Origin of the sequence: Bradyrhizobium vignae, assembly GCF_900324035.1 — a bacterium.
Lineage (GTDB): Bacteria > Pseudomonadota > Alphaproteobacteria > Rhizobiales > Xanthobacteraceae > Bradyrhizobium > Bradyrhizobium vignae.
Genome location: NZ_LS398110.1, coordinates 2,572,049 through 2,592,711 on the forward strand (window position 1 = coordinate 2,572,049; position 20,663 = coordinate 2,592,711).

Here is a 20,663-nt window from a genome sequence, read left to right on the forward strand (position 1 = left end):
TGCGGCCGTGAGCCAATTACTGCGACAGCTTCACGAAGTTCGGAAACTTCATCTTGCCTTCGGCGATCTTGTCGGGCCAGACCACGACCTGCTTGCCGTCCTGCCACTGGAAGACCAGGCCCGTCACGAAGCCGGGGCCCGATTTGATGCCGTGGGTGAACTCGTCGTTCTTGCCGTAGAACTGGATCTTGCCGATCGTGCCTTCGTAATCGGTTTTCTCGAGCTCGGCGACCATCTTGTCGGGGTCGGTCGACCCGGCCCGCTTGATCGCGTCGGTGATGATGTAGACCTCGTCATAGGCGGTGTAGCCGGTATAGGCCGGTGGGGTGCCGAACTTGGCTTTGAAAGCCGCCGCGAACGGCTTCGTCTTGGAGGTCACGGCGACCTCGGGTGTCGCGACCGCCAGCGACGGCACGCCGTCGGCCGCGCCATTGGTGTCCTTCCAGAAGGTCGGGCTCAGGGCCTGCGCGCTGATGCCGAACATCGGGATCGGCACCTGCTGGTTCTTCCACTGCACCGTCGGTTGCACGCCGACATGGGAAATCCCGGTGACGATCACGTCCGGCTTCTTGCTCTCGATGTTGTTGAAGATCGGCGTGAAGTCGGTGGTGTCAGGGGAGAAGCGGACGTGCTCGACCACGTTGAGACCGGCCTTCGGCAGGCAGGCCTCGTAGCCGACGTCGAGCGGTTTGGTCCAGGCCGCGTCCTCGCTCATGATCGCGACGGTCTTGAACTTGAGCTTGTCGACCAAGAGATCCTTGGCCGCGTCGCAGACGAGCTGGGCCTGCGCCGCCGAGGTCAGATAGCCGTGAAAGGTGTACTTGTTCTTCTCGTAATCGTTGTGGATCGCCTTCGTGATCTCGTTCGACGCGGCGCCCGGTGTGATCAGCGGCATCTTCAGCCGCGCCGCCCAGGGCTCGAGCGCCAGCACGACCTCGCTGATGTAGCTTGCGATCACTGCTGACACCTTGTCCTCGCTCACCGCGCGCTGGAAGGCGCGCACCGAGTCCGCCGACGAGCTCTTGTTGTCGTAGGTGACGATCTCGACCTTGCGGCCGAGCACGCCACCCTTGGCGTTGATCTCGTCGGCGGCGATCTGTGCGCCGCCGGGAGTCGCCGCACCCGCGATCGCCTGCACCTCGGCGATGACGCCGATCTTGATCGGATCGTTCGACTGCGCGTAAGCGGGAGCAGCGAGGCACAACGCCAGCGCCGAGGCGAGCAGGCTGCGGTTCAAGATCGTCGATGGTCGCATGGTCGTTTCCCTTTCTATGCTTCTTGTCGATGCTCGTGGACTTACAGAAAATCGGCGCCGGCTTCGCTGGCGAAACGGCCGGGATCGCCCTCCCAGACGATCCGCGCATGTTCGAGCACATAGACACGGTCGGCATGCGGAAGAGCGAACGTCACGTTCTGCTCGCCGAGCAGCACGGTGATAGAGGTGGTCTGACGCAGCTTTTCGAGTGCCCTGGACAATTGTTCGAGGATGACGGGGGCAAGGCCGAGCGTCGGTTCGTCCAGGATCAGGATCTGCGGCTGCATCATCAGCGCGCGGCCGATCGCCAGCATCTGCTGCTCGCCGCCCGACAGGGTCTGCGCGAGCTGGCCTTGACGCTCTTTCAGGATCGGGAACAGCTCGAACAGCCATGCGAGCTGCGCGGCGCGCTTGTCGTCTGACAGATGCTGGCCGCCGAGGTCGAGATTCTCCCGCACCGTCATCTCGCCGAACAGCTCGCGCGATTCCGGGCATTGCACGAGACCGCTGCGCGCGATTTTCGCCGGGCTCGTGCCGCGCAGCTTTTCGCCGCCGCGCAGGATCTCGCCGCTATAGGGCAAGAAGCCGGAGATGGTGTTGAACAGCGTCGTCTTGCCGGCACCGTTGAGACCGACGATCGACACGAACTCGCCCTCGTGGACGTGGATCGAGACGTTCTCCAGCGCCTGCGCCTTGCCATAGAAAACGCTGACATTCTCGACCTGGAGCAGCGGGACCTTGTCCTTGAAGCTGGTCTCCGGCCGCGCATGGGTCTCGATGGCGCCGCCGAGATAGACCCGCCGCACGGTTTCGTTGCGCATCACATCGTCGGCCTTGCCGGTGACGATCTCCTCACCGAGATACATCGCGAGCACACGATCGACGAGGGCGGCGACGCTCTTGACGTTGTGATCGACCAGCATCACCGCGCGGCCCTCGTCGCGAAAGCTGCGGATCAGGTCGGAGAAGACGTCGACCTCGGCGCGCGTCAGACCGGCGAATGGCTCATCGACCAGCACCACCTTGGGGTCGCGGGCGATCGCCTTGGCAAGCTCGAGTCGGCGCAGATCGGCGAAGGGCAGTGTCGGCGGGCGACGGTTCATGACTGCGCCGAGTCCGACGCGGTCCGCGATCCACTTGGCGTGCTCGACCAGCGCCTTGTCGGGAAACAGCATGAAGAGGCTGTCCGGCAGCAGCGCTACCATGATGTTCTCCAGCACGGTTTGCCGGTTCAGCGGCCGCGAATGCTGAAACACCATGCCGAAGCCTTTGCGCGCGATCTTGTGCGCGGGCAGACCGGCGACGTTCTCGCCCTCGAAGATCACTTCGCCCGCGGTCGGACGCTCGATGCCCATCACGCTCTTCATCGCGGTCGATTTGCCCGAGCCGTTCGGCCCGATCAGGCCGAAGATCTCGCCGGCGTTGACCTCGAAGCCGAGATTCTTCACGGCGGTCAGGCCGCCGAAGCGCTTGGTCAGGCCGCGGACCTCGAGCACGGCCCTGTTTGATAGTCTCATATCCATCACGAACGTGCCTCACGCGAGAGGGCCGCTCCGAGGAAGCCGCCGGGGAAGAAAAGCACGACGAGGAGGGCAACCGCCGAGACGATGAAAGTCGCAAGCTCGCCTGTCGGTCTTAGGAATTCGCCGGCGACGATCAGGAAGATCGCGCCCAGCGCCGCGCCAAGCACGGTGCGCCGCCCACCGAGCACGGCCGAGACGATCACGTTGACGCCGACAGCGACGTCGACGACGGTGCCGACCGAGGCCGTGCCGAAGTAGAACACGAGCAGCGCGCCTGACAGACCGGAGAAGAAGGCGCTGACGACGAAGGCGAAGAGCTTGTGCTTGACGATGTTGAAGCCGAGCGCGCCGGCCTGCACCGGGTCCTGGCCGCTGGCTTGCAGCACGAGTCCAACAGGCGATTGCGACAGGCCATAGAGGATTGCTGCCGAGATCGTCATGAAGCCGAGCGCGATCCAATAGTTGGCGCCGGCATTGATGCTGATGACATCGGGGATGGTGAGCCCGATCTCGCCGCCGGTGAGATCGGCGAACACCACGATGAAGTTCTGCAGCATCAGCACTGCGACCAGCGTGGTCAGGCCGAAATACGGTCCGCGCACTCTGAGCGCCGGGAGTGCCAGCACGAGGCCGGCGATGACGGAGGCGAGGGCGCCCAGCACGATGCAGAGATAGACCGACCAGCCGAACTGGTTGTTGAGAATGCCGGCGGTGTAGGCGCCGACGCCGATCAGGAAGGTCGGCCCGAAATTGACTTCGCCGGCGAAGCCGAACAGGAGGTCCCAGGCCATCGCGAACACACCGAAATAGAAGGCGACGGTGAGAAGTCCGAGCACATAGCCGGAGACGTAGAGCGGCAGCGTTGCACCGAGGATGACGAGCGCCAGCGAGACGAAGAACAGGCGCGAGGTGAAGAAAGTGGGCATCTCAGCGCCTCCCCAGCAGGCCCTGGGGCCGGATGTACATCACGATGACGAGCAGCAGCAGAGCCGGAATGGTGCGGTAGGCCGGCGAGAGCAGATAGGCCGTGAAGGTTTCGAGATAGCCGACCACGAAGGCCGCGATCAGTGAGCCGGAGACGCTGCCGAGGCCGCCGAGCACGACGATCGAGAACGCGCTCGCCGTCAGCGGTCCGACGCTGTAGGAGCTGACGCCCAAGAACATCCCGAGCAGCACGCCGGCGATGCCGGCGAGGGTGCCGTAGATCGCCCACACCACGATGTAGATGTTGGTGAGCTCGAACCCGAGCAGGGTGACGCCGCGAGGGTTCATCGAGGCCGCCAGCACCGCCTTGCCGATCCGGGTACGGTTCACCAGGAGCCACAACAGCGCGATGACGAGGCAGCATACGATCGCGGTGAAGATCTCGTTCGTCGGCGTGCGGACGCCGAGAATCTCGACCACGCCCTCGACGATCGGCAGCACGGTTTTGGCGTTATTGGTGAAGAAGTAGGCGATCAGCTCCTGGATCATGATGCCCCACAGCAGCGTGCCGGTGAGGACGAAGATCTCCTTTTCCTCGTTCGGGATGCGCCGGGAATCCTGGATCGGTTTCACCACCGCAAAGTAAGTAGCAAAGGCGGTCAGGAGCGCAACGCCCACCCCGATCAGCGCGCCGGCATAGGTGCCGACGCCGAGGATGCTCGCGGCAGCCCAGGCCGCCACCGCTGCCGCCACCATGATGGCGCCATGGGAGAGGTTGAGGACGCCGGAGACGCCGAAGATCAGCGTGAAGCCGGTGGCGCCGAGAGCGTAGAGAGCGCTGATGGCAAAGCCATCTATCAGAATCTGGAAAACTCGCATTGATGATTGGCCGCGTGGCAGTCAAACTGCCGCTTTGAGGGAAGGTGCTGCGAGGGTCGCAAATGGAAGCTCCCGGGAGGTGATCCCGGGAGCATGTCCCTGCCTAGTTGCCGAGCTTGATGAAGCTCGGAAACTTGACGTCGGCTTTGGCGACCTCCTTGGGCCAGACCGCAACCTGCTTGCCGTCCTGCCACTGGAGCATCAGGCCGGTGATCAGGCCCTTGCCGTACTTGAGCGAGTGGGTGAACGGATCGTCCTTGCCGTAGAACTGGACCCGGCCGATCGTGCCTTCCCAGTCGGTCTTCTCCAGCGCGGTGACCAGCTTGTCGGCGTCGGTCGAGCCGGCGCGCTTCACTGCGTCTGCGATGTAGTAGACCTCGTCATAGGCGGTGTAGCCGGCATAGGACGGAAAGTTGCCGAACTTCTTCCTGAAGTTCTCCGCGAACGGCACCGACTTCGGTGTCACCGCCACGCCGGGACCGGAGACGCCCTGGTAGAGCACGCCTTCCGCGGCCTGGTTGGTGTCCTTGCCGAAAGTCTCGTTGGTCGCCTGCGAGGAGATGCCGAACATCGGGATCGGCACCTGCTGGTTCTTCCACTGCACCGTCGGCTGCACGCCCACGTGCGAGATGCCGGTGATGATCACGTCGGGCCTGGCGCCCTCGATCTTGTTGAAGATCGGCGTGAAGTCGGTGGTGTCAGGTGAGAAGCGAATGTGATCGAGCACCTTCAGCCCGATCTTGGGCAGGCATTCCTCGTAACCGACGTCGAGCGGCTTGGTCCACGCGGCATCTTCGCTCATGATGACAGCCGACTTCATGTGCATCTTGTCCACGAGCAGATCCTTGGCGGCGTCGCAGACCGACAGCGCCAGCGCCGCGGAGGTCAGGTAGCCGTGGAAGGTATATTTGTTCTTCTCGTAGTCGGCATGGACGCTCTTGCTGATCTCGTTGGACGCCGCGCCCGGTGTGACGAACGGCGTCTTCAGCCGTGAGGCCCAGGGCTCCAGCGCCAGGACCACCTCGCTGATATAGCTCGCGATGACCGCGTTGACCTTGTCCTCGTTCACCGCGCGCTGGAACGCGCGCACCGAGTCTGCCGAAGAGGAGTGGTTGTCGTAAGAGACGATCTCGATCTTGCGGCCGTCGACGCCGCCGCGTGCGTTGATCTCGTCCGCTGCAAGTTGCGCCGCCTGCGGGATCGATGCGCCCGCGATCGCCTGCGCTTCCGCGATCACGCCGATTCGGATCGGATCCGCTGCAAGCGCTGCGCCTGACACCGTGATCAGCGCACCGACCGCGGCCGCAGCGAGCGGTATTCGCAATGCAATAGAGAGTGGTTTTTTCATATGTTGTTCTCTCCCTTGAACAGGCCTCTTGTGAGCCATTGGGCCGCGACTATACCGGCCGAGACCTTCTCGGCAAGTGAAACTGCGTTCAGGATCGTGGGAGAGGACTAAAGTCTAGCGCTGCGTAATTGCGGGCAGGATACCTGCGGGACACTCATCGCACCCAGGCATGCAGATTTCGTCGAGGGGCATGCGTGAGCATCAGGTAGTGCATTCCGAGGCGGATCGCCATCGGAAGCAACGAAGCCGGAGGCGGCGGCGACCTCGGTCCGCTCGACGACAACGACATCGATGTCGTGGCGGCCCAGGAGCTCAGCGGTGCAAGCGCCGATCACGCCGCCTCAGATCACGATGCGCACGGCTTGTTCCTCGAAATGCGCAGACGCCGAAGGACCATCAAATCAATTTGGCACCGGCGAGGAACGCCGGCGCCTCGTCGCACTGGAGCTTGCATCGCTCAGCCCGGACCTGCGCCCTGCGTCGCCGCAAACACCGCATACAGTGACTGGCTCGCGGCCACGAACAGGCGGTTGCGCTTGGGTCCACCGAAGGTGATGTTGCCGCACACTTCCGGCAGGCGGATGCGGCCGAGCAGCTTGCCTTCCGGCGACCACACCGTCACGCCATTGTAGCCGACCGCGCGGCCGGCATTGCTGGAGGCCCAGACATTGCCGTTGACGTCGCAGCGCAGGCCATCCGGTCCGCACTTCACGCCGTCGATCACGCAATCGCTGAACTTCTTGAGATCGGAGAGCTTGTTGTCGCTGCCGACGTCGAACACGAAGATCTCGCCCTTGCCGCCTGGACCGGTGTCGCCCGGCCCTTTGCCGGTAGAGGCAATGTAGAGCTTTGCGGCCAGTTGCGAGGGCGGCGAGCCAATTCTTCGCGCGGTACAATGCGTGTCGCAGCGCCATACTTCTCAATTGTCGCCGGACGCGTGGTCCACCATCCGGGAGCCGTGGCGCGAGCCCATACTACGCTTGCTTCGATCACGAACGGACAGATCAGTCGAACTTCACCAGCCCCTGTTCGACCAGTTTCTTGAGAATGGGCGCGGCGCCGCAGTACTTGACGGCCGCTTCAGGATCGAAAACGTGATCGCCCACGAACTTTCCCTTGGTGTAGTGATTCGTGCACGCCCAGAGAAATGGTGAATTGATTTTATGTTTGCGGTAGCCGAGGCCGTTGCTTTTTTCCAACTGGTACAGCATTTCGCCCAGCCCCCAACTGGTCGACTTCGTGAATCCGCCCAGCTCAAGATAGTCAGTCGCACTTTCCTCCCATGAAAAAGGTGGATTGCCGCTGCGCGGGCGGCCTACGGGCACATGTACCGTTCTCGCAGTCAGTGGATCTCCGTTGTGCAGGTGTCTTCCGAAGTCGAAACTACTCTCAACACCATGCAAGATGCCTATAAAATACCAAGGCACGTTCAGCTTATTGCCGACATCTTCATATCGCTTGCGCCCAGCCAATAGCGTTTTAGTTGCGCTTTCGACCTGAGCCTCCATTTCTGGCGGAATTGAGCTGGTCACGAAGAGCTGAAGCATTTCGAGCAGCACGGCATTTTGTGCCGCGAGGCGCTCCGCGATGATCCTTTGTTGGTCCGCAAGTGCCCTTTGCCTCTCCGCGTCAGCCCTGGCATTTTCCGCGAGGGTTCGCTGTGCATTGGCTTCGCGTTGTTGGACATAGGCATACATCCAGCCTCCGCCGACGACGAGCACGAGAAGCGCTGCCACCGCCAATGCGATGCCTTGGCGGCGCAGTCGCGTGCGTGCCTGCGCCTTCTCGAGCTGGTCTTCCTGATCTCTCCGTTCTCGCTCTGCCTGCGCAGCCAATTGTTTTTCGGACTCGGTGATACTGTCGGCAATGAATGCTCGCTCTGGTGCCGGCAAATTTGCGTCTGGACGCGCTTGCAGCCATTCCCGGGCCCGCTGAAGTTCGCGGCCGACCAACAGGCCCCTCTCATTGGCTGTGAATAGTTCGAACATGCGACCCAGCCGCTGCCGCCAAATCATGAACTCCCGGTCTTCTGCCAGCAATTTACTGAGCGGCGGCTGTCGCAGGAGCGCTTCGTGTGCGACCTCGATCACTTCGACCTCGGCTCCCGCATCCGTCCGTCGATCCCTGATCAGCAAGCGGCGTTCTGCAAACCGATCGATGAGGGGCAACGTCCTGGGCGGAAGATCGTCTCGTTTGGCCACGCGTCGGACGAACTGCCCCGCGTCGTTGACCTGCACCAGATGAGGTATGAAGGCCTCCCGCCACAGCATCAATTGATCGTTCTCGTCCGTCGGTAGTTCACCCCTTGCGACTCCGTCGGCAAAGGCTCCCTTCACAACCGTTGCTATGACGCCCCTGAGGTGGCCGAGCCTTTCGTAATCGACCAGATTGAGTTCGTTGTCGGCGCTGTAATTTTCGTAAAGGTGCGCAAGCGTGAAAGCGAGAAGCGGCAGCGCATCCTGGCCGGACACGTCCCTCAGCAATTCATCGGTCAGCCTCGGATCAAGCTTGAGGGGCTTTGGCTCGAGCAGCCTTGCCGGCCCTTCGATCACCGCGCGGTATGAGCTCTCCAACATGGCTTCCAGAGGAAAAGTGTCCTTCGGAAACTCGGCGAACTTCGCCTCCGCCTGCAGGCGGGGAAGTGCGTCCGAGCGCATGGCGACCAGCGCTAAGGCATGAGCGGAATCGGACGTCAGCGTTCGGGTCAGGATATCGATGAAGCGCTTGGCTTCCGCGCGGCCATCCTCTCCAAACAGCTCCTCACCTTGATCAATGGCGAGAATGATGGTCGGTGGCGACGCGTTCGTGCCATACAAATCAGGTTGATGCGCGATGTCCCGCAATGCGTCAAAAAGCTTGAGAAGACCGGCTTCGTCCGTCTCGATGAATTCCTGAATAGCGGCGCGGCTGCGCGGCAGGCCGCGCTTGCGGAATTCTCCGGCAAATCGTTCCTCGCTGATCTTGCTCAGGAGGGCCTGTGCAAGTCCGAAATCGCCCGAGATTGCGGCACGCTCCGGTCGGATCGTAGGAAGCGGCAACCAGGTCCGGTCGTCTCGATTGAGGCGCGGCAGAAGTCCAGCACGCAGAAACGACGACTTTCCTGATCCCGATGCTCCGAGAATCACGAGCATGCGATCGACACCGACCCGCGCAATGACACGCATTCTGTCGAGCGCGCGCACGATCTGCCCATCGCGCCCGAAGAAGATCGCCGCATCCTGCTCATCAAAATACGCAAACCCGGGATAAGGGCGGCGTCCGGGCTGAAGCTCGAAAGTCGATGGATCGAGCCCAGCAAGCTTTAGCCCTAGCGCCAGGCGCTTGTATTCATGAGCACCAGCATTGAGATCGACCCATTGCTCGTCGGTGAGGTCGAGCGGCACGTCCGACTTGTCGGCCCCGATCAGAGCGATGATGATCTTCTTACCCATCAGACGGGCGGTGTCGATCTCCGCCCGGCACCAACGCGAGGCAAGCCATTCGTTGGAGATGAGCGCAAGCACCACCTCGCACCTCTGCGCAGCCTTCTGAAGCGCATCTTTCCAACGCTGGCCAGCCCCGATGCCACGTTCTGGGTCAAGATCGAGAAAGACATCGTCCCAGCCATTCGCTGTCAGCCAGTCCAAAACCTCCCTGGCCCGGTCAACATCGCTGCTCGAGTGACTGATGAAGATATTGCCCATTCATCCCAGCCTTACGGTCCTCGTTCCGCGGAGGACTTTTCCAGGTCACCCGCGCATGCCCGGCCGCAGCGGAAGGTTAGTCTGGTCCGGTGTCGGTTGCGAGGGGCGGAATCAAAACCGCTGCGCGATCGTGGGTCGCAATTTCGTCACCTTCGAATGCGTTGGGGTTGGAGGGCGCTGAACGGGGATAAAGCCGGAGCTCATTGTGCAGGTTGTCGTCTTGGTCATCCTTCTCGCGATCGCATTTGCGGCGGGCTATTTCACGCGGGATCACGTCTCCCGGAAAAGGCGGGCGGAGGCGCGCCGCTGGCGCGAGTACACGGAGCCCGATTGGCTCTCAGCCAACGCACCGGCCAACACCAACGAGATCACGAACGCCAGGACGGCTGCACCCGCGGTCACCGGCGAGCTCGGTCAGATGCTGAACCGCTGGGAAAGCAGGGCCCGCGCCCGCCGCACCGGCACGGGATAGGCGTCTCCCTCGCAAATCTGGCAGCCTGGATGGAGCGGCAAGCAAAATCCAGGACAATGCTCCCGCATCGCGCTTCGCTCCCATGCGGGCGACGCCCTCCGTGCGGCTATCATCGACCCATTAGGTCACGTATGCTGACCATCTTTTGGCGTTGCAGTTGCAGCCATTTCTCGTCTAGAAACGGAACGCACTGAGCCCCCTGGCAACCAACCGTCAACGGTTTTGGCCGAGGATTTGTGGCTCAAAAGGGTCCGGCAATGCTGATTCGCGGCCAAATCGATGGGATTTCGGGGGAGGTGGCTCTGGCCGCCGCCACGATCCCGGCCGCCTCGCTGCCCACCCTCCTTATTGGCGGCCTTCTTCTTACTTGCCCCTGAGGGCCGGCTGGGCGCCACGCGCCTGGGCGCTCAGGGGTTGGTCGAGATCACCGGACACCTCAAGCGCCAAGGGACCAAACCGGTCTGAACGGTGCAAACGCTCAAAAGGAATTTAGGAATGGCCACCCAGAACAAGTCCGAGAAGGACCGCGTCATCATTTTCGACACCACGCTGCGCGACGGCGAGCAGTGCCCCGGTGCCACCATGACCTTCGAGGAGAAGCTCGAAGTTGCCGAATTGCTGGACGATATGGGCGTCGACGTCATCGAGGCCGGCTTTCCGATCACCTCCGAAGGCGACTTCCAGGCGGTCAGCGAAATCGCCCGCCGCTCCAAGAATTCGGTGATCGCCGGCCTGTCGCGCGCGCATCCGGCCGATATCGACCGCTGCGCCGAGGCGGTGAAATTTGCAAAACGCGGCCGCGTCCACACCGTGATCGCGACCTCACCGTTGCATATGCGGGTGAAGCTGAACAAGACCCCGGAGCAGGTGATCGAGACCTCGGTCGCCATGGTCGCGCGCGCCCGCAACCAGATCGACGACGTCGAATGGTCCGCCGAGGACGGCACCCGCAGCGAGATGGACTTTTTGTGCCGCATCGTCGAGGCCGTGATCAAGGCCGGCGCCACCACGGTGAACATCCCCGACACCGTCGGCTACACGGTGCCGGAGGAATACACCCACTTCATGAAGACGCTGATCGAGCGCGTGCCGAATTCGGACAAGGCCGTGTTCTCCGTGCACTGCCATAACGACCTCGGCATGGCGGTGGCGAACTCGCTGGCCGGCATCGTCGGCGGTGCGCGCCAGGTCGAGTGCACCATCAACGGCATCGGCGAGCGCGCCGGCAACGCTGCGCTCGAAGAGATCGTGATGGCGATCAACGTCCGTAACGACAAATTCCCCTACTGGAACAAGATCGACACCACCCAGCTCACCCGCGCCTCGAAGCTGGTGTCGGCGGCGACCTCGTTTCCGGTCCAGTACAACAAGGCCATCGTGGGCCGGAATGCCTTCGCGCATGAGAGCGGCATCCATCAGGACGGCGTGCTGAAGGACGCTTCCACCTACGAGATCATGCGCCCCGAGATGGTCGGCCTGAAGCAGTCCTCGCTGGTGCTCGGCAAGCATTCCGGCCGCCATGCCTTCGTGCACAAGCTGGAGGAGATGGGCTACAAGCTCGGTCCGAACCAGCTGGAAGACGCGTTCAACAGGATGAAGGCGCTCGCCGACCGCAAGAAGGACATTTACGACGAGGACATCGAGGCGCTGGTGGACGAGGAGATGGCGGCATCGCACGACCGCATCAAGCTGACCTCGCTGACGGTGATCGCGGGCACCCATGGTCCGCAGCGCGCCACCATGAAGCTCGACGTCGATGGCCAGATCAGGATCGAGGAAGCCGAGGGCAACGGTCCGGTGGACGCGGTGTTCAACTGCATCAAGCGCCTGGTGCCGCACGAGGCCAAGCTCGAGCTGTACCAGGTCCACGCCGTCACCGAAGGCACCGACGCCCAGGCGGAAGTCTCGGTGCGGCTGTCGCAGGACGGTCGCTCGATGACGGCGCGCGCGGCGGATCCGGATACGCTGGTGGCCTCGGCCAAGGCCTATCTCGGCGCGCTCAACAAGATCGTCATGAAGCGCCAGCGCGATACGGTGACGACGGCCGCGGCGAGCTGAGGCGCGTCAGCGTGTCATTCCGGGGCGCCTCGAAGGCGAACCCGGAATCTCGAGATTCCGGGTCTGGTCCTTCGGACCATCCCGGAATGACGCCGATTGTGGTGGCGAATAGCTGCCCTGCTAAGGGCCAATAGCGGCTCCATCTCCCAGCCGCTATTGATGCAGCCGGAGCAAGGATTGGCCGCCTACGCGCCGGGCGGCCCAAAAAACAACAGGGAGAGACTATGCGCACCTTCGCGATCGCCGCGTCCATCGCGGTCCTGGCCCTCGGTTTGACCGGGCCGGCACTGGCGCAATCGCCGATCATCATCAAATTCAGTCATGTCGTCGCCACCGACACGCCGAAGGGCAAGGGCGCGGAGAAATTCAAGGAGCTCGCCGAGAAATACACCGGCGGCAAGGTCAAGGTCGAGGTCTACCCGAACTCGACGCTCTACAAGGACAAGGAAGAGCTCGAGGCGCTGCAGCTCGGCAGTGTGCAGATGCTGGCACCGTCCAACTCCAAGTTCGGGCCGCTCGGCATCCGCGAGTTCGAGGTGTTCGATCTGCCCTACATCCTGCCCGACCTGAAGACGCTGCGGAAGGTGACGGAAGGGCCGCTCGGAGCAAAGCTGCTCAAGCTGCTCGAACCCAAGGGCATCACCGGCCTCGCCTATTGGGACAACGGCTTCAAGCAGATGAGCGCCAACAAGAAGCTGATCACGCCGGCCGACTACCAGGGCGTCAAATTCCGCATCCAGTCCTCGCGTGTGCTGCAGGCCCAGTTCAAGGCGCTCGGCTCTCTGCCGCAGGTGATGGCGTTCTCGGAAGTCTATCAGGCGCTCCAGACCGGCGTGGTCGACGGCCAGGAAAACACCTGGTCGAACATCTATACCCAGAAGATGCACGAGGTGCAGAAGTACATCACCGAGACCAATCACGGCTACATCGGCTACGTCGTGATCGTGAACAAGAAGTTCTGGGACGATCTGCCGGCCGACATCCGCGACCAGCTGTCCAAGGCGATGAAGGAAGCAACCGACTTCAACAACGCGCAGTCGCAGAAGGAGAACGACGGCGCGCTGGCCGAGATCAAGAAGAGCGGCAAGAGCGAGATCATCAAGCTCACCGCCGATCAGGACGAAGCGATGCGCAAGGCGATGGAGCCGGTCTATAAGGATGCCGCGGGCCGCGTCGGCCAGGGGCTGATCGACGAGTTCCTGAAGGAAGCCAAGAGCACGACGAACTGACCTGAACAGACGATCAACGAAGGGCTTCCGCGCACCGCTCGGAAGCCCGTTGTGTTGCAAATCATTTCAGTTGGCATCTGAACGGACATTCACGGCCGTTGCATCTGCCTAGAAACGCGCTCCCTGTCCAAGTTGTAAGTTGCGCGTGAGCCTCCTCGCGCTCATCCTCGCGGGCATCCTTCCAGAGGAGGTCCGGATGAAGAAGTTCACCATCGCCGCCATCGCCGTGCTCAGCATTGCCGGCTCGGGCGCGGTCTATGCCCAATATCATCGCCCGTGGATGGAGCACGTCCGCCACATGCGCATGAACCCCGAGGACCGCGCCGCCTTCGTCGATGCGCGGATTGCCGCCGTCCATGCCGGCTTGAGGCTCAACGCCGACCAGGAGAAGCTGTGGCCGCCGGTCGAGGCCGCGGTGCGCGACTTCGCCAAACTGCGGATCGATCGCGCCAATGCGCGGATGAATGCCGGCCCAGGTGACACGTCGAGGGATACCGACAGGCCGGACGATCCGATTGCCCGTCTGCGCCAGCGCGCCGAGGACATGGGCGCCAGTTCCGCCGCCCTGAAGAAGATCGCCGATGCCGCCGATCCGCTCTACAAGAGCCTGGACGAGGGCCAGAAACGGCGCCTCGCCGTGCTGACCCGTCACCGCGGCCCATTCGGCGGCGGGGAGGATGGCCCGCCCCGGCACTTCATGGAACGGGGCATGGACCGGATGATGGAAAGGGGCATGGAGCACTTCCATCGTGACCGGTTCGACCGCGGCGGCGGCGAGGGGCGGGACCGCGAGGGCCGGCTCTGAGCGGGGCCGGTTTCTGTGTCCGTTACCCCTGGCGAAGCCGCTGGAATCCAGCGGCTTTTCGCATTTCCGGAGCTGCGGACGAAGCCTTGTTGAACCCCTTGGAAAACTTGCGCCCGATCGCTTGCCATCCCCGGATCGCTTTGCTAAACGACCGGCCTCGCAAGGCATTGACCGCCTTTCGGGCGCATAGCTCAGTTGGTAGAGCAGCTGACTCTTAATCAGCGGGTCCCAGGTTCGAGCCCTGGTGCGCCCACCATTCCAAGGCCCTGTTGATGCAGGGCTTTTTCATTTCCGGCGCTAGAACAAAGCGCGTCCCGTGGGACGTCTTTTGTGGTCGGACGCCGTACGGCCAGATTGCTGCGCGAGCTTCCCCTTGCTTCCGTATCTTTACCCCATTCGATACAGCGGACAGATCCGATCGGGCAGGGCGACTACGTGCTCGTCGTAGAATTGGATATTTCGGTGAGCAAAACGGACGATCTGTTCTGGCCGTCGCAGCAGGGTATCGCTTGCTGCAACACCAGAACCGGATGGTTCGGGGCGGGCGTGCGATTCGCTCCCTCGCTACCACGGGCCACGATTCCCCACGCCAAATTACGATCTTCTCCGATTTTGTGCACTTGATCGTGGCGGCGCTCCCAGGCGTCGACTCGGCCGATGGCGAAATCGGCCGACCAGCGGTATCCCAATCGGATACACTCGGCTTATCGGCGAGGTATCTCGACAAGCCGCGGTAGCACGATTATCAACTGCTACTGGCGAACGGCGGCCCGAGGATCGAACGTGACCAAATCGACTGCGCGCAAACGCTTATCCGCGACAACCTCTTCGCGCGCAACGGCAGTAGAGGCACCGAAGCGCCCTCGGCCGAACGGCAGCGTCACCGAGGCGACCTATCGAAAGCTCCTGGATCTGATTGAATCGCGGCAACTTGGACCGGGCGAGGTCATCGAGGAGCGCCGGCTTGCGCTGCGCCTCAAGGTGTCGCGTACTCCGCTACGTGCCGGAATCAGCCGTCTGCTGGGCGAGGGCAGGTTGGAACAGCTTTCGAATGGCTTGGTCATCGTGCGCAATATCGGTATCGCCGAGTTGCTCGAATTAATTCATCTACGGCTCATTCTCGAAAGCGAGGCGGCCTCGCTGGCTGCAACCCGCATCAGCCTCGATGTCCTGCAGCCGATCAAGGCCAGCCTGGAGAAGATCCTGTCGACAGCCGTGATCACCAAGACCAAGCACTGGACGCTGGATGACGAGATTCACGACCAGATCGCCAATCATTGCGGCAACCGCTCTCTTGCCACCCTCATCGGAGAGACCCGCCGCAAGATCAGGATGTGCAATGTGGAGCGGCGTCCCGAACGGCTGTTGCCCGCGTGTCGTGAACACCTCGCGATTGTTGATGCCATCATCAAGCGAGACGCAGCGGTGGCGCGCCACGCGATGATCCAGCATCTCACCAATGTCCGTCAGGGCATGCTGGAAACATTCGGGATATTTTTACCCGAGAGCCACGGCTGATCGCCGTCACTGAAAGGTTTCCCGAACGGCACCAGGCCTGTTCGGGGCGCGCCGCATTCTGCCTGAATTTTCACTTCCGATTGCTGCTCATGTGGGCATAGGTCACGGCTCGCGCCCTTGACAAGGTGGTACCTCCGAGCTCCAATGGTATCCCACTGGTATAATGAACTTCGCGCGGTGCTATTTGCATCGTTTCCTGGGCTGGAGCCTTAATGATCGCTTCTCCTTCGTACACAGTTTCGCTCGAGCCGCTGTCCGCCGAAGGCTTCGCCCCCTTCGGCGACGTGGTCTCGCGCCCGATCGGTGAGCGGCGGCGTTACCTTCCGACCATGCTGAACTGTGCGGACGAGGCGCAATCATTCTCGCTCTGGATTAGCGGCGCGGCCGCACTCGGAGAGCTCCCGTTGCGGGCGACCACGCTGGAGCGGCACCCCTATTCGGCCCAGACCTTCGTGCCGCTCGGTTCCGCGCGCTATCTCGCCGTCGTCTGCGCTGCGACATCGGACGGAGACCCTGATCTGCCGACTCTGCGCGGATTCATCGCCGGTCCCGACCAGATCGTCACCTACGCGCGCAATGTGTGGCATCATCCGATGACCGTGCTTGACGCGCCCATGGAATTCGCAGTGGCGATGGGGGTGACGGGCCGGCAGAACGATGACGTTTTCTTCGGTCTCGATGCCACCGTGACCCTCATTATGCCGCCGGCAACTTCGTAGAAGGTAACGGTCATGACCGCGCAAGCCGACCAGAATCGCGATTTTATCGGCTATGGACGCAACCCGCCGGATCCGAGATGGCCCGGCGGCGCTCGCATTGCGCTCAACATCTGCGTCAACTACGAAGAAGGATCGGAGGCTTCGTTCGCCGATGGTGACGGCGTCACTGAAGCGGCGCTGACGGAGGGCGGCGGCGGAGGCTTTGAAGGGCGCGATCTCGCTGCGGAATCGATGTTCGAGTATGGCAGTCGCGTCGGTTTCTGGCGGCTGATCCGGTTACTCTCCGAGCGCGGCATGACGGCCACCATCATGGGGTGCGCCCTTGCGCTGGAGCGCAATCCAGAAGCGGCAGCGGCCATCCGCGAGTTTGGATACGATGTGTGCGCCCACGGCTGGCGCTGGGAGCGGCATCAACGTCTCGGCGAGGATGAGGAGCGCGAGCGGATCAGAAAGACCGTTGCGAGCCTTACGCGGACGACGGGCGAGCGGCCTCTCGGCTGGTATTGCCGCTACGGCGCCGGCGTGAATACACGCCGACTGGTGGTCGAGGAAGGAGGCTTCCTCTATGATTCCGACGCCTACAATGACGAGTTGCCGTACTGGACGACGGTCCTCGGCAAGCCGCACCTGGTTGTCCCCTATGGTCTGGTCAACAACGATGCCAAGTTCATCCGTGGCGCGATGACGACCGCTGACGATTTCTTCGTCTACCTGAAGGATGCCTTCGACATGCTCCATGCTGAAGGCGCGACCGCGCCGAAGATGATGTCGGTGGGCCTGCACACCCGGATCGTCGGTCATCCGGGCCGGGCTGCGGGCTTCGCGCGTTTTCTTGACTACGTTGCCACGCATGACGCGGTGTGGGTGTGCCGACGCGTCGACATTGCCCGGCATTGGATTGCCACCCATCCCGCACAATCCCGAAAGTCTTGACCCATGGAAGGACCCGACCGATGATGCTCCGATCGAAGCTTCTTGCAATCGCGCTGATCATGGCCGGCGCCCAGGTCGGGGGCGGGATTCAGGCTCATGCCCAGGAGGCGGATCACCCCTCCGACAAGCCGCTGGTCGTCGCGTCCGATTTCGGTGTCGCGCCATGGATGGTGCGAGGCACGAGCGGTCCTGAAGGCTTCGGCGTGGATCTGATCAACGAGATCGGCAAGGAACTCGGCCGTCCGAAGGTCGAGATCGTGGATATCAACTTCTCCGGGCTATTTGCGGCATTGTTTGCCAAGCGGGTCGAATTCCTGGTCAACCCGCTGAACCTGACAGCCGAGCGCTCCGAGCGGATGCTCTATACCGAGCCGCTATTCACCACCGGAAACGGCTTTCTGGTTCGCGCCGCCGACGAGATGAAGGGCTTTGACGACCTGAAGGGCAAGGCGGTGGCGGTGAACCGCGGCACCATCTCGGACACCTGGGCAACGGCGAATGCCGAGAAATACGGATTCGAGGTGCAGCGTTACGACACCTTTCCGGATAGCGTGCAGGCCGTGCTGACCCGGCGCGCGTTCACTGCGCTGAACGAAATCCCCACCACTGTGTATGCCGCCAGTCAGAACAAGGCGATCAAGGTTGGCTACAAGGACTTCAACGGGCGCAACTTCGCTTATGCGTTCCGCCTGGAGGACACCGAGTATCGCAACAAGGTCGAGGACGTGATCGAATGCATGAAACTCGATGGGCGGCTGCGCAAGCTGCACGAGAAGTGGTACGGGGCCACTCCAGATGCCGGCTCGGCAATCGAGACGGTGTATTTCGGCTACGGGCCTCCCGGCTTCAAGGGCTTCGAGCCGGCCGCCCATGTTCCGGCCTGCAAGAAGTAGCGGGGCACCACAGCCGGATCGCAAGAGCGGTCCGGCCGCCACGATAGTGACAGCCGATGGACCGCATTCTCGAGTACTATTTTAATCCGAAGGTCATCGCACTCGCGTTTCCGAACGTGCTGGCGGGCTTTCGCGTGACGGTCGCCGTCGCGCTGCTGATTATCCTGTTCGGCATCGCGACGGGGCTGCTGCTGGCGCTGCTGCGTTGTGCCAATTTGCGGCTGTTGAATGCGTTGATCGTCGTTTACGTGGACGTTCTGCGGACGCTGCCGCAACTCGTCATCATCGTGTTCATCTATTTCGGCCTGCCCTATGTGGGGCTCACTCTCTCGCCGTTCGTGACCACGGTGCTGTCGCTGGCGATGGTGCTATCGGCGTTCAGCACCGAGATATTCTGGTCGGCCATCATGGCGGTCCCTCGTGGACAGTGGGATGCCGCGAGCGCTCTCGGATTCGGGCGGGTGCGCACGTTGCTGGAGATCATCCTGCCCCAAGCCTTTCGGCTGTCGGTGCCGCTTCTGACCAACCGGGCGATCTCGATCAGCAAGGGTACTGCACTGGGCACCGCGGTTTCGTTGCCGGAGACGCTGGGGCAGGCGCAGAGCGTAACTGCGATGGTCGCGAATCCGTCGCCGCTGACGCTCGCCGCAGCCTTCTACGTGCTGTTCTTTCTGCCGCTCGTGATTGCCAGCCGCTGGATCGAGCGGCGATCAGCGCAGGGACGATGAGAGACGACCATGCAAGCGCTGCTGGACAATTTTGCCGATTTCGACGCGCTGATGCGGGTCTATCCGCTGCTGCTGCAGGGCCTGCTTTACACCGTCACGCTGGCGCTGGTGGCTCTGCCGCTCGGCCTCCTGCTCGGCCTGTCCATCGCTGTGGCCTACAGTTTCCATCATCGCTGGCTGAACGTTGCCCTGCTGGTCCATATCGATGTCTTCCGGGCGTTTCCCGTGGTCGTGCTGCTGATTCTGGTATTCTACGGCCTGCCGTTCCTCGGGTTGACCCTGGGCGGATTTGCTGCGGCCGTTCTCGCGATCGTGCTCAACAATTCCGGCTACTATGGCGAGATATTTCGCGCGGGCATTGAATCCGTTCCTCGCGGCCAGTACGAGGCGGCGCGCGCGCTGGGCTTCAAACCGCTGCATGTCGTGCTCTACATCGTCCTGCCGCAGGCCGTACGCAACGTGCTGGCGCCGCTGGCCAGCAATTCATTGGAGCTGGTCAAGACCACCTCGATCGGTGCGTTGGTCGCACTGCCTGAGCTTCTGCGTTCGGCGCGTGTCGCTCAGGAGCAGACCTACAATCCGACGCCGCTGATGGCGGCTGCGGTGATCTTCTTCGTCCTGCTGTATCCGATCGCGCGTTGGGTCGCGCGTCTGGAGCGGCAGGCCCTGGTGGCACGCTAAGTCATGGCCACGCTGATCACGGGTGGTGCAGGATTCATCGGACTTGCGCTGGCGGAACGTTTGCTGGCGGCAGGCCAGCGCGTCGTGCTGTTCGACCTGCCGGCGGCTCCGCCGCTGTGGCTGGCGCGGCCCGAGCTTGCGGGCGCGGTCTATGTCAGCGGCGATGTTACGGACCAAACCGATCTCGACGCGGCGCTCGCCGCCGCGCCGATCGACCGGGTGGTTCACGCGGCTGCGGTGACACCGAACGAGCAGCGCGAACGCAAGGACGCTCGGCGGATCGTCGAGATCAATATCGGCGGTACCGTCAACCTGATGGAGCGCTCGATCGCGCATGGCGGAATTCGACGCATCGTTGTGGTGAGTTCTGTTGCCGTCTACGGGTTCTCTGCGCCCGCCGCCTCAGGCTGTTTTGAGGAGGAGATCAGTCATCCGGCGCCCGCCGCGCTCTACGGCATCAGCAAGCTTGCGGCGGAACAGGCGGCGATCAGGATCGCTCATCTCCACGGCCGTGACACGCGGATCGTCCGGCTCGGCCCCGTCTATGGTCCCTGGGAATGGTCGACCGAGGTGCGCGATGCGCTCAGCCCGCATCACCAGGTCCTGCAGGCACTCAAATCTGGTCGCGAGGCGGTGCTGCCGCGCGCGATGCGTGCCGACTGGATCTATTCGCGAGATGCCGCCGCCGGTATCGCGGCAGTCGCCATGAATGAGGCCCTGCGCCACGCAGTCTATCACGTCGGTGGCGGTTGCCTGTCAGACCTGCAGGACTGGTGCCGCGCGCTGGCAAGCCGCTTTCCGGATTTCCGTTGGCGCTGCGCCGAACCGGGCGAGGCTGCCGGCATCATCTACAATCTGCCTGTTGATCGCGCGCCGATGAGCATTGCGCGTCTCGCGCGCGACACCGGGTTCAACCCTACCTATCCCGTGGACGCTGCGGCTGCGGATTATCTGTCCTGGATGGGTCTCGATTGCGCTGCATCATCGGGAGGCACGTCATGACGGGGCGGTTACT

The 20,663-nt window shown here is 62.6% G+C and carries 17 protein-coding genes, 1 tRNA gene and 1 pseudogene; 12 read left to right on the forward strand and 7 right to left on the reverse strand.

Going from position 1 to position 20,663, the window contains the following annotated elements:
- Nucleotides 1-16 precede the first annotated feature (16 nt).
- The 7 genes and pseudogenes from BRAD3257_RS12465 to BRAD3257_RS12500 all read right to left on the reverse strand — a co-directional run bounded on the left by BRAD3257_RS12465 (nt 17) and on the right by BRAD3257_RS12500 (nt 9,612).
- Complete coding sequence (locus BRAD3257_RS12465) at nt 17-1,255, reverse strand: ABC transporter substrate-binding protein (RefSeq protein ID WP_122402077.1); 1,239 nt, start codon at nt 1,253-1,255, stop codon at nt 17-19.
- Between the two features lie 41 nt (nt 1,256-1,296).
- Nucleotides 1,297-2,778 (reverse strand): ATP-binding cassette domain-containing protein, encoded by a 1,482-nt coding sequence (locus tag BRAD3257_RS12470; protein ID WP_162500562.1) that lies wholly within the window; start codon nt 2,776-2,778, stop codon nt 1,297-1,299.
- On the reverse strand, nt 2,778-3,704 hold the full coding sequence (locus BRAD3257_RS12475; protein ID WP_122402079.1) for a branched-chain amino acid ABC transporter permease: 927 nt from the start codon (nt 3,702-3,704) through the stop codon (nt 2,778-2,780). Before BRAD3257_RS12475 ends, BRAD3257_RS12470 begins: the two co-directional genes overlap by 1 nt.
- A gap of 1 nt (nt 3,705) precedes the next feature.
- Nucleotides 3,706-4,581 (reverse strand): branched-chain amino acid ABC transporter permease, encoded by an 876-nt coding sequence (locus BRAD3257_RS12480; RefSeq protein ID WP_122402080.1) that lies wholly within the window; start codon nt 4,579-4,581, stop codon nt 3,706-3,708.
- 103 nt (nt 4,582-4,684) lie between these two features.
- Nucleotides 4,685-5,929 (reverse strand): ABC transporter substrate-binding protein, encoded by a 1,245-nt coding sequence (locus BRAD3257_RS12485; protein WP_122402081.1) that lies wholly within the window; start codon nt 5,927-5,929, stop codon nt 4,685-4,687.
- Nucleotides 5,930-6,386: 457 nt separating this feature from the next.
- A pseudogene (locus BRAD3257_RS12495) lies at nt 6,387-6,779 on the reverse strand (SMP-30/gluconolactonase/LRE family protein); the annotation flags it as partial.
- Nucleotides 6,780-6,933: 154 nt separating this feature from the next.
- Entirely contained in the window at nt 6,934-9,612 is a 2,679-nt protein-coding gene (locus BRAD3257_RS12500) for an nSTAND1 domain-containing NTPase (protein ID WP_122402082.1), read from the reverse strand.
- 202 nt (nt 9,613-9,814) lie between these two features.
- On the opposite strand from BRAD3257_RS12500, the gene BRAD3257_RS12505 reads away from it, so the two are divergent.
- From BRAD3257_RS12505 to BRAD3257_RS12560, 12 genes are all read left to right on the forward strand, one after another.
- Nucleotides 9,815-10,084, forward strand: coding sequence for a hypothetical protein (locus BRAD3257_RS12505; RefSeq protein WP_122402083.1), 270 nt, complete (start codon nt 9,815-9,817; stop codon nt 10,082-10,084).
- 495 nt (nt 10,085-10,579) lie between these two features.
- Nucleotides 10,580-12,142: a 2-isopropylmalate synthase gene (locus tag BRAD3257_RS12510; RefSeq protein ID WP_122402084.1), complete on the forward strand. Its 1,563-nt coding sequence runs from the start codon at nt 10,580-10,582 to the stop codon at nt 12,140-12,142.
- A 224-nt stretch (nt 12,143-12,366) separates the two neighbouring features.
- Nucleotides 12,367-13,371, forward strand: coding sequence for a TRAP transporter substrate-binding protein (locus BRAD3257_RS12515; protein ID WP_122402085.1), 1,005 nt, complete (start codon nt 12,367-12,369; stop codon nt 13,369-13,371).
- Nucleotides 13,372-13,567: 196 nt separating this feature from the next.
- Nucleotides 13,568-14,176, forward strand: coding sequence for a Spy/CpxP family protein refolding chaperone (locus tag BRAD3257_RS12520; protein WP_174221564.1), 609 nt, complete (start codon nt 13,568-13,570; stop codon nt 14,174-14,176).
- 180 nt (nt 14,177-14,356) lie between these two features.
- Nucleotides 14,357-14,432, forward strand: a tRNA-Lys gene (locus tag BRAD3257_RS12525).
- A gap of 527 nt (nt 14,433-14,959) precedes the next feature.
- Nucleotides 14,960-15,694 carry a GntR family transcriptional regulator gene (locus tag BRAD3257_RS12530; RefSeq protein WP_197711542.1) on the forward strand — a complete coding sequence of 245 codons (735 nt, stop codon included), beginning with the start codon at nt 14,960-14,962 and terminating at the stop codon, nt 15,692-15,694.
- A 212-nt stretch (nt 15,695-15,906) separates the two neighbouring features.
- Nucleotides 15,907-16,413, forward strand: a complete 507-nt coding sequence (locus BRAD3257_RS12535) for an ureidoglycolate lyase (protein ID WP_122402088.1) — start codon at nt 15,907-15,909, stop codon at nt 16,411-16,413.
- Nucleotides 16,414-16,425: 12 nt separating this feature from the next.
- Nucleotides 16,426-17,346, forward strand: a complete 921-nt coding sequence (locus BRAD3257_RS12540) for an allantoinase PuuE (RefSeq protein ID WP_122402089.1) — start codon at nt 16,426-16,428, stop codon at nt 17,344-17,346.
- A gap of 20 nt (nt 17,347-17,366) precedes the next feature.
- A complete protein-coding gene (locus tag BRAD3257_RS12545; protein ID WP_122402090.1) occupies nt 17,367-18,239 on the forward strand; it encodes a substrate-binding periplasmic protein in 873 nt (290 codons plus the stop codon).
- Nucleotides 18,240-18,295: 56 nt separating this feature from the next.
- Nucleotides 18,296-18,967 (forward strand): amino acid ABC transporter permease, encoded by a 672-nt coding sequence (locus BRAD3257_RS12550; protein ID WP_122402091.1) that lies wholly within the window; start codon nt 18,296-18,298, stop codon nt 18,965-18,967.
- 9 nt (nt 18,968-18,976) lie between these two features.
- Nucleotides 18,977-19,648 (forward strand): amino acid ABC transporter permease, encoded by a 672-nt coding sequence (locus BRAD3257_RS12555; RefSeq protein ID WP_122402092.1) that lies wholly within the window; start codon nt 18,977-18,979, stop codon nt 19,646-19,648.
- Nucleotides 19,649-19,651: 3 nt separating this feature from the next.
- Nucleotides 19,652-20,650: an NAD-dependent epimerase/dehydratase family protein gene (locus BRAD3257_RS12560; protein WP_122402093.1), complete on the forward strand. Its 999-nt coding sequence runs from the start codon at nt 19,652-19,654 to the stop codon at nt 20,648-20,650.
- Nucleotides 20,651-20,663: the final 13 nt, after the last annotated feature.

Excerpts from the sequence above, each read along its gene's own strand:
- BRAD3257_RS12465 (WP_122402077.1), bottom strand. The coding sequence starts at position 1,255 with ATGCGACCATCGACGATCTTGAACCGCAGCCTGCTCGCCTCGGCGCTG.
- BRAD3257_RS12470 (WP_162500562.1), bottom strand. The coding sequence starts at position 2,778 with ATGGATATGAGACTATCAAACAGGGCCGTGCTCGAGGTCCGCGGCCTG.
- BRAD3257_RS12475 (WP_122402079.1), bottom strand. The coding sequence starts at position 3,704 with ATGCCCACTTTCTTCACCTCGCGCCTGTTCTTCGTCTCGCTGGCGCTC.
- BRAD3257_RS12480 (WP_122402080.1), bottom strand. The coding sequence starts at position 4,581 with ATGCGAGTTTTCCAGATTCTGATAGATGGCTTTGCCATCAGCGCTCTC.
- BRAD3257_RS12485 (WP_122402081.1), bottom strand. The coding sequence starts at position 5,929 with ATGAAAAAACCACTCTCTATTGCATTGCGAATACCGCTCGCTGCGGCC.
- BRAD3257_RS12500 (WP_122402082.1), bottom strand. The coding sequence starts at position 9,612 with ATGGGCAATATCTTCATCAGTCACTCGAGCAGCGATGTTGACCGGGCC.
- BRAD3257_RS12510 (WP_122402084.1), top strand. The coding sequence starts at position 10,580 with ATGGCCACCCAGAACAAGTCCGAGAAGGACCGCGTCATCATTTTCGAC.
- BRAD3257_RS12515 (WP_122402085.1), top strand. The coding sequence starts at position 12,367 with ATGCGCACCTTCGCGATCGCCGCGTCCATCGCGGTCCTGGCCCTCGGT.
- BRAD3257_RS12520 (WP_174221564.1), top strand. The coding sequence starts at position 13,568 with ATGAAGAAGTTCACCATCGCCGCCATCGCCGTGCTCAGCATTGCCGGC.
- BRAD3257_RS12535 (WP_122402088.1), top strand. The coding sequence starts at position 15,907 with ATGATCGCTTCTCCTTCGTACACAGTTTCGCTCGAGCCGCTGTCCGCC.
- BRAD3257_RS12540 (WP_122402089.1), top strand. The coding sequence starts at position 16,426 with ATGACCGCGCAAGCCGACCAGAATCGCGATTTTATCGGCTATGGACGC.
- BRAD3257_RS12545 (WP_122402090.1), top strand. The coding sequence starts at position 17,367 with ATGATGCTCCGATCGAAGCTTCTTGCAATCGCGCTGATCATGGCCGGC.
- BRAD3257_RS12550 (WP_122402091.1), top strand. The coding sequence starts at position 18,296 with ATGGACCGCATTCTCGAGTACTATTTTAATCCGAAGGTCATCGCACTC.
- BRAD3257_RS12555 (WP_122402092.1), top strand. The coding sequence starts at position 18,977 with ATGCAAGCGCTGCTGGACAATTTTGCCGATTTCGACGCGCTGATGCGG.
- BRAD3257_RS12560 (WP_122402093.1), top strand. The coding sequence starts at position 19,652 with ATGGCCACGCTGATCACGGGTGGTGCAGGATTCATCGGACTTGCGCTG.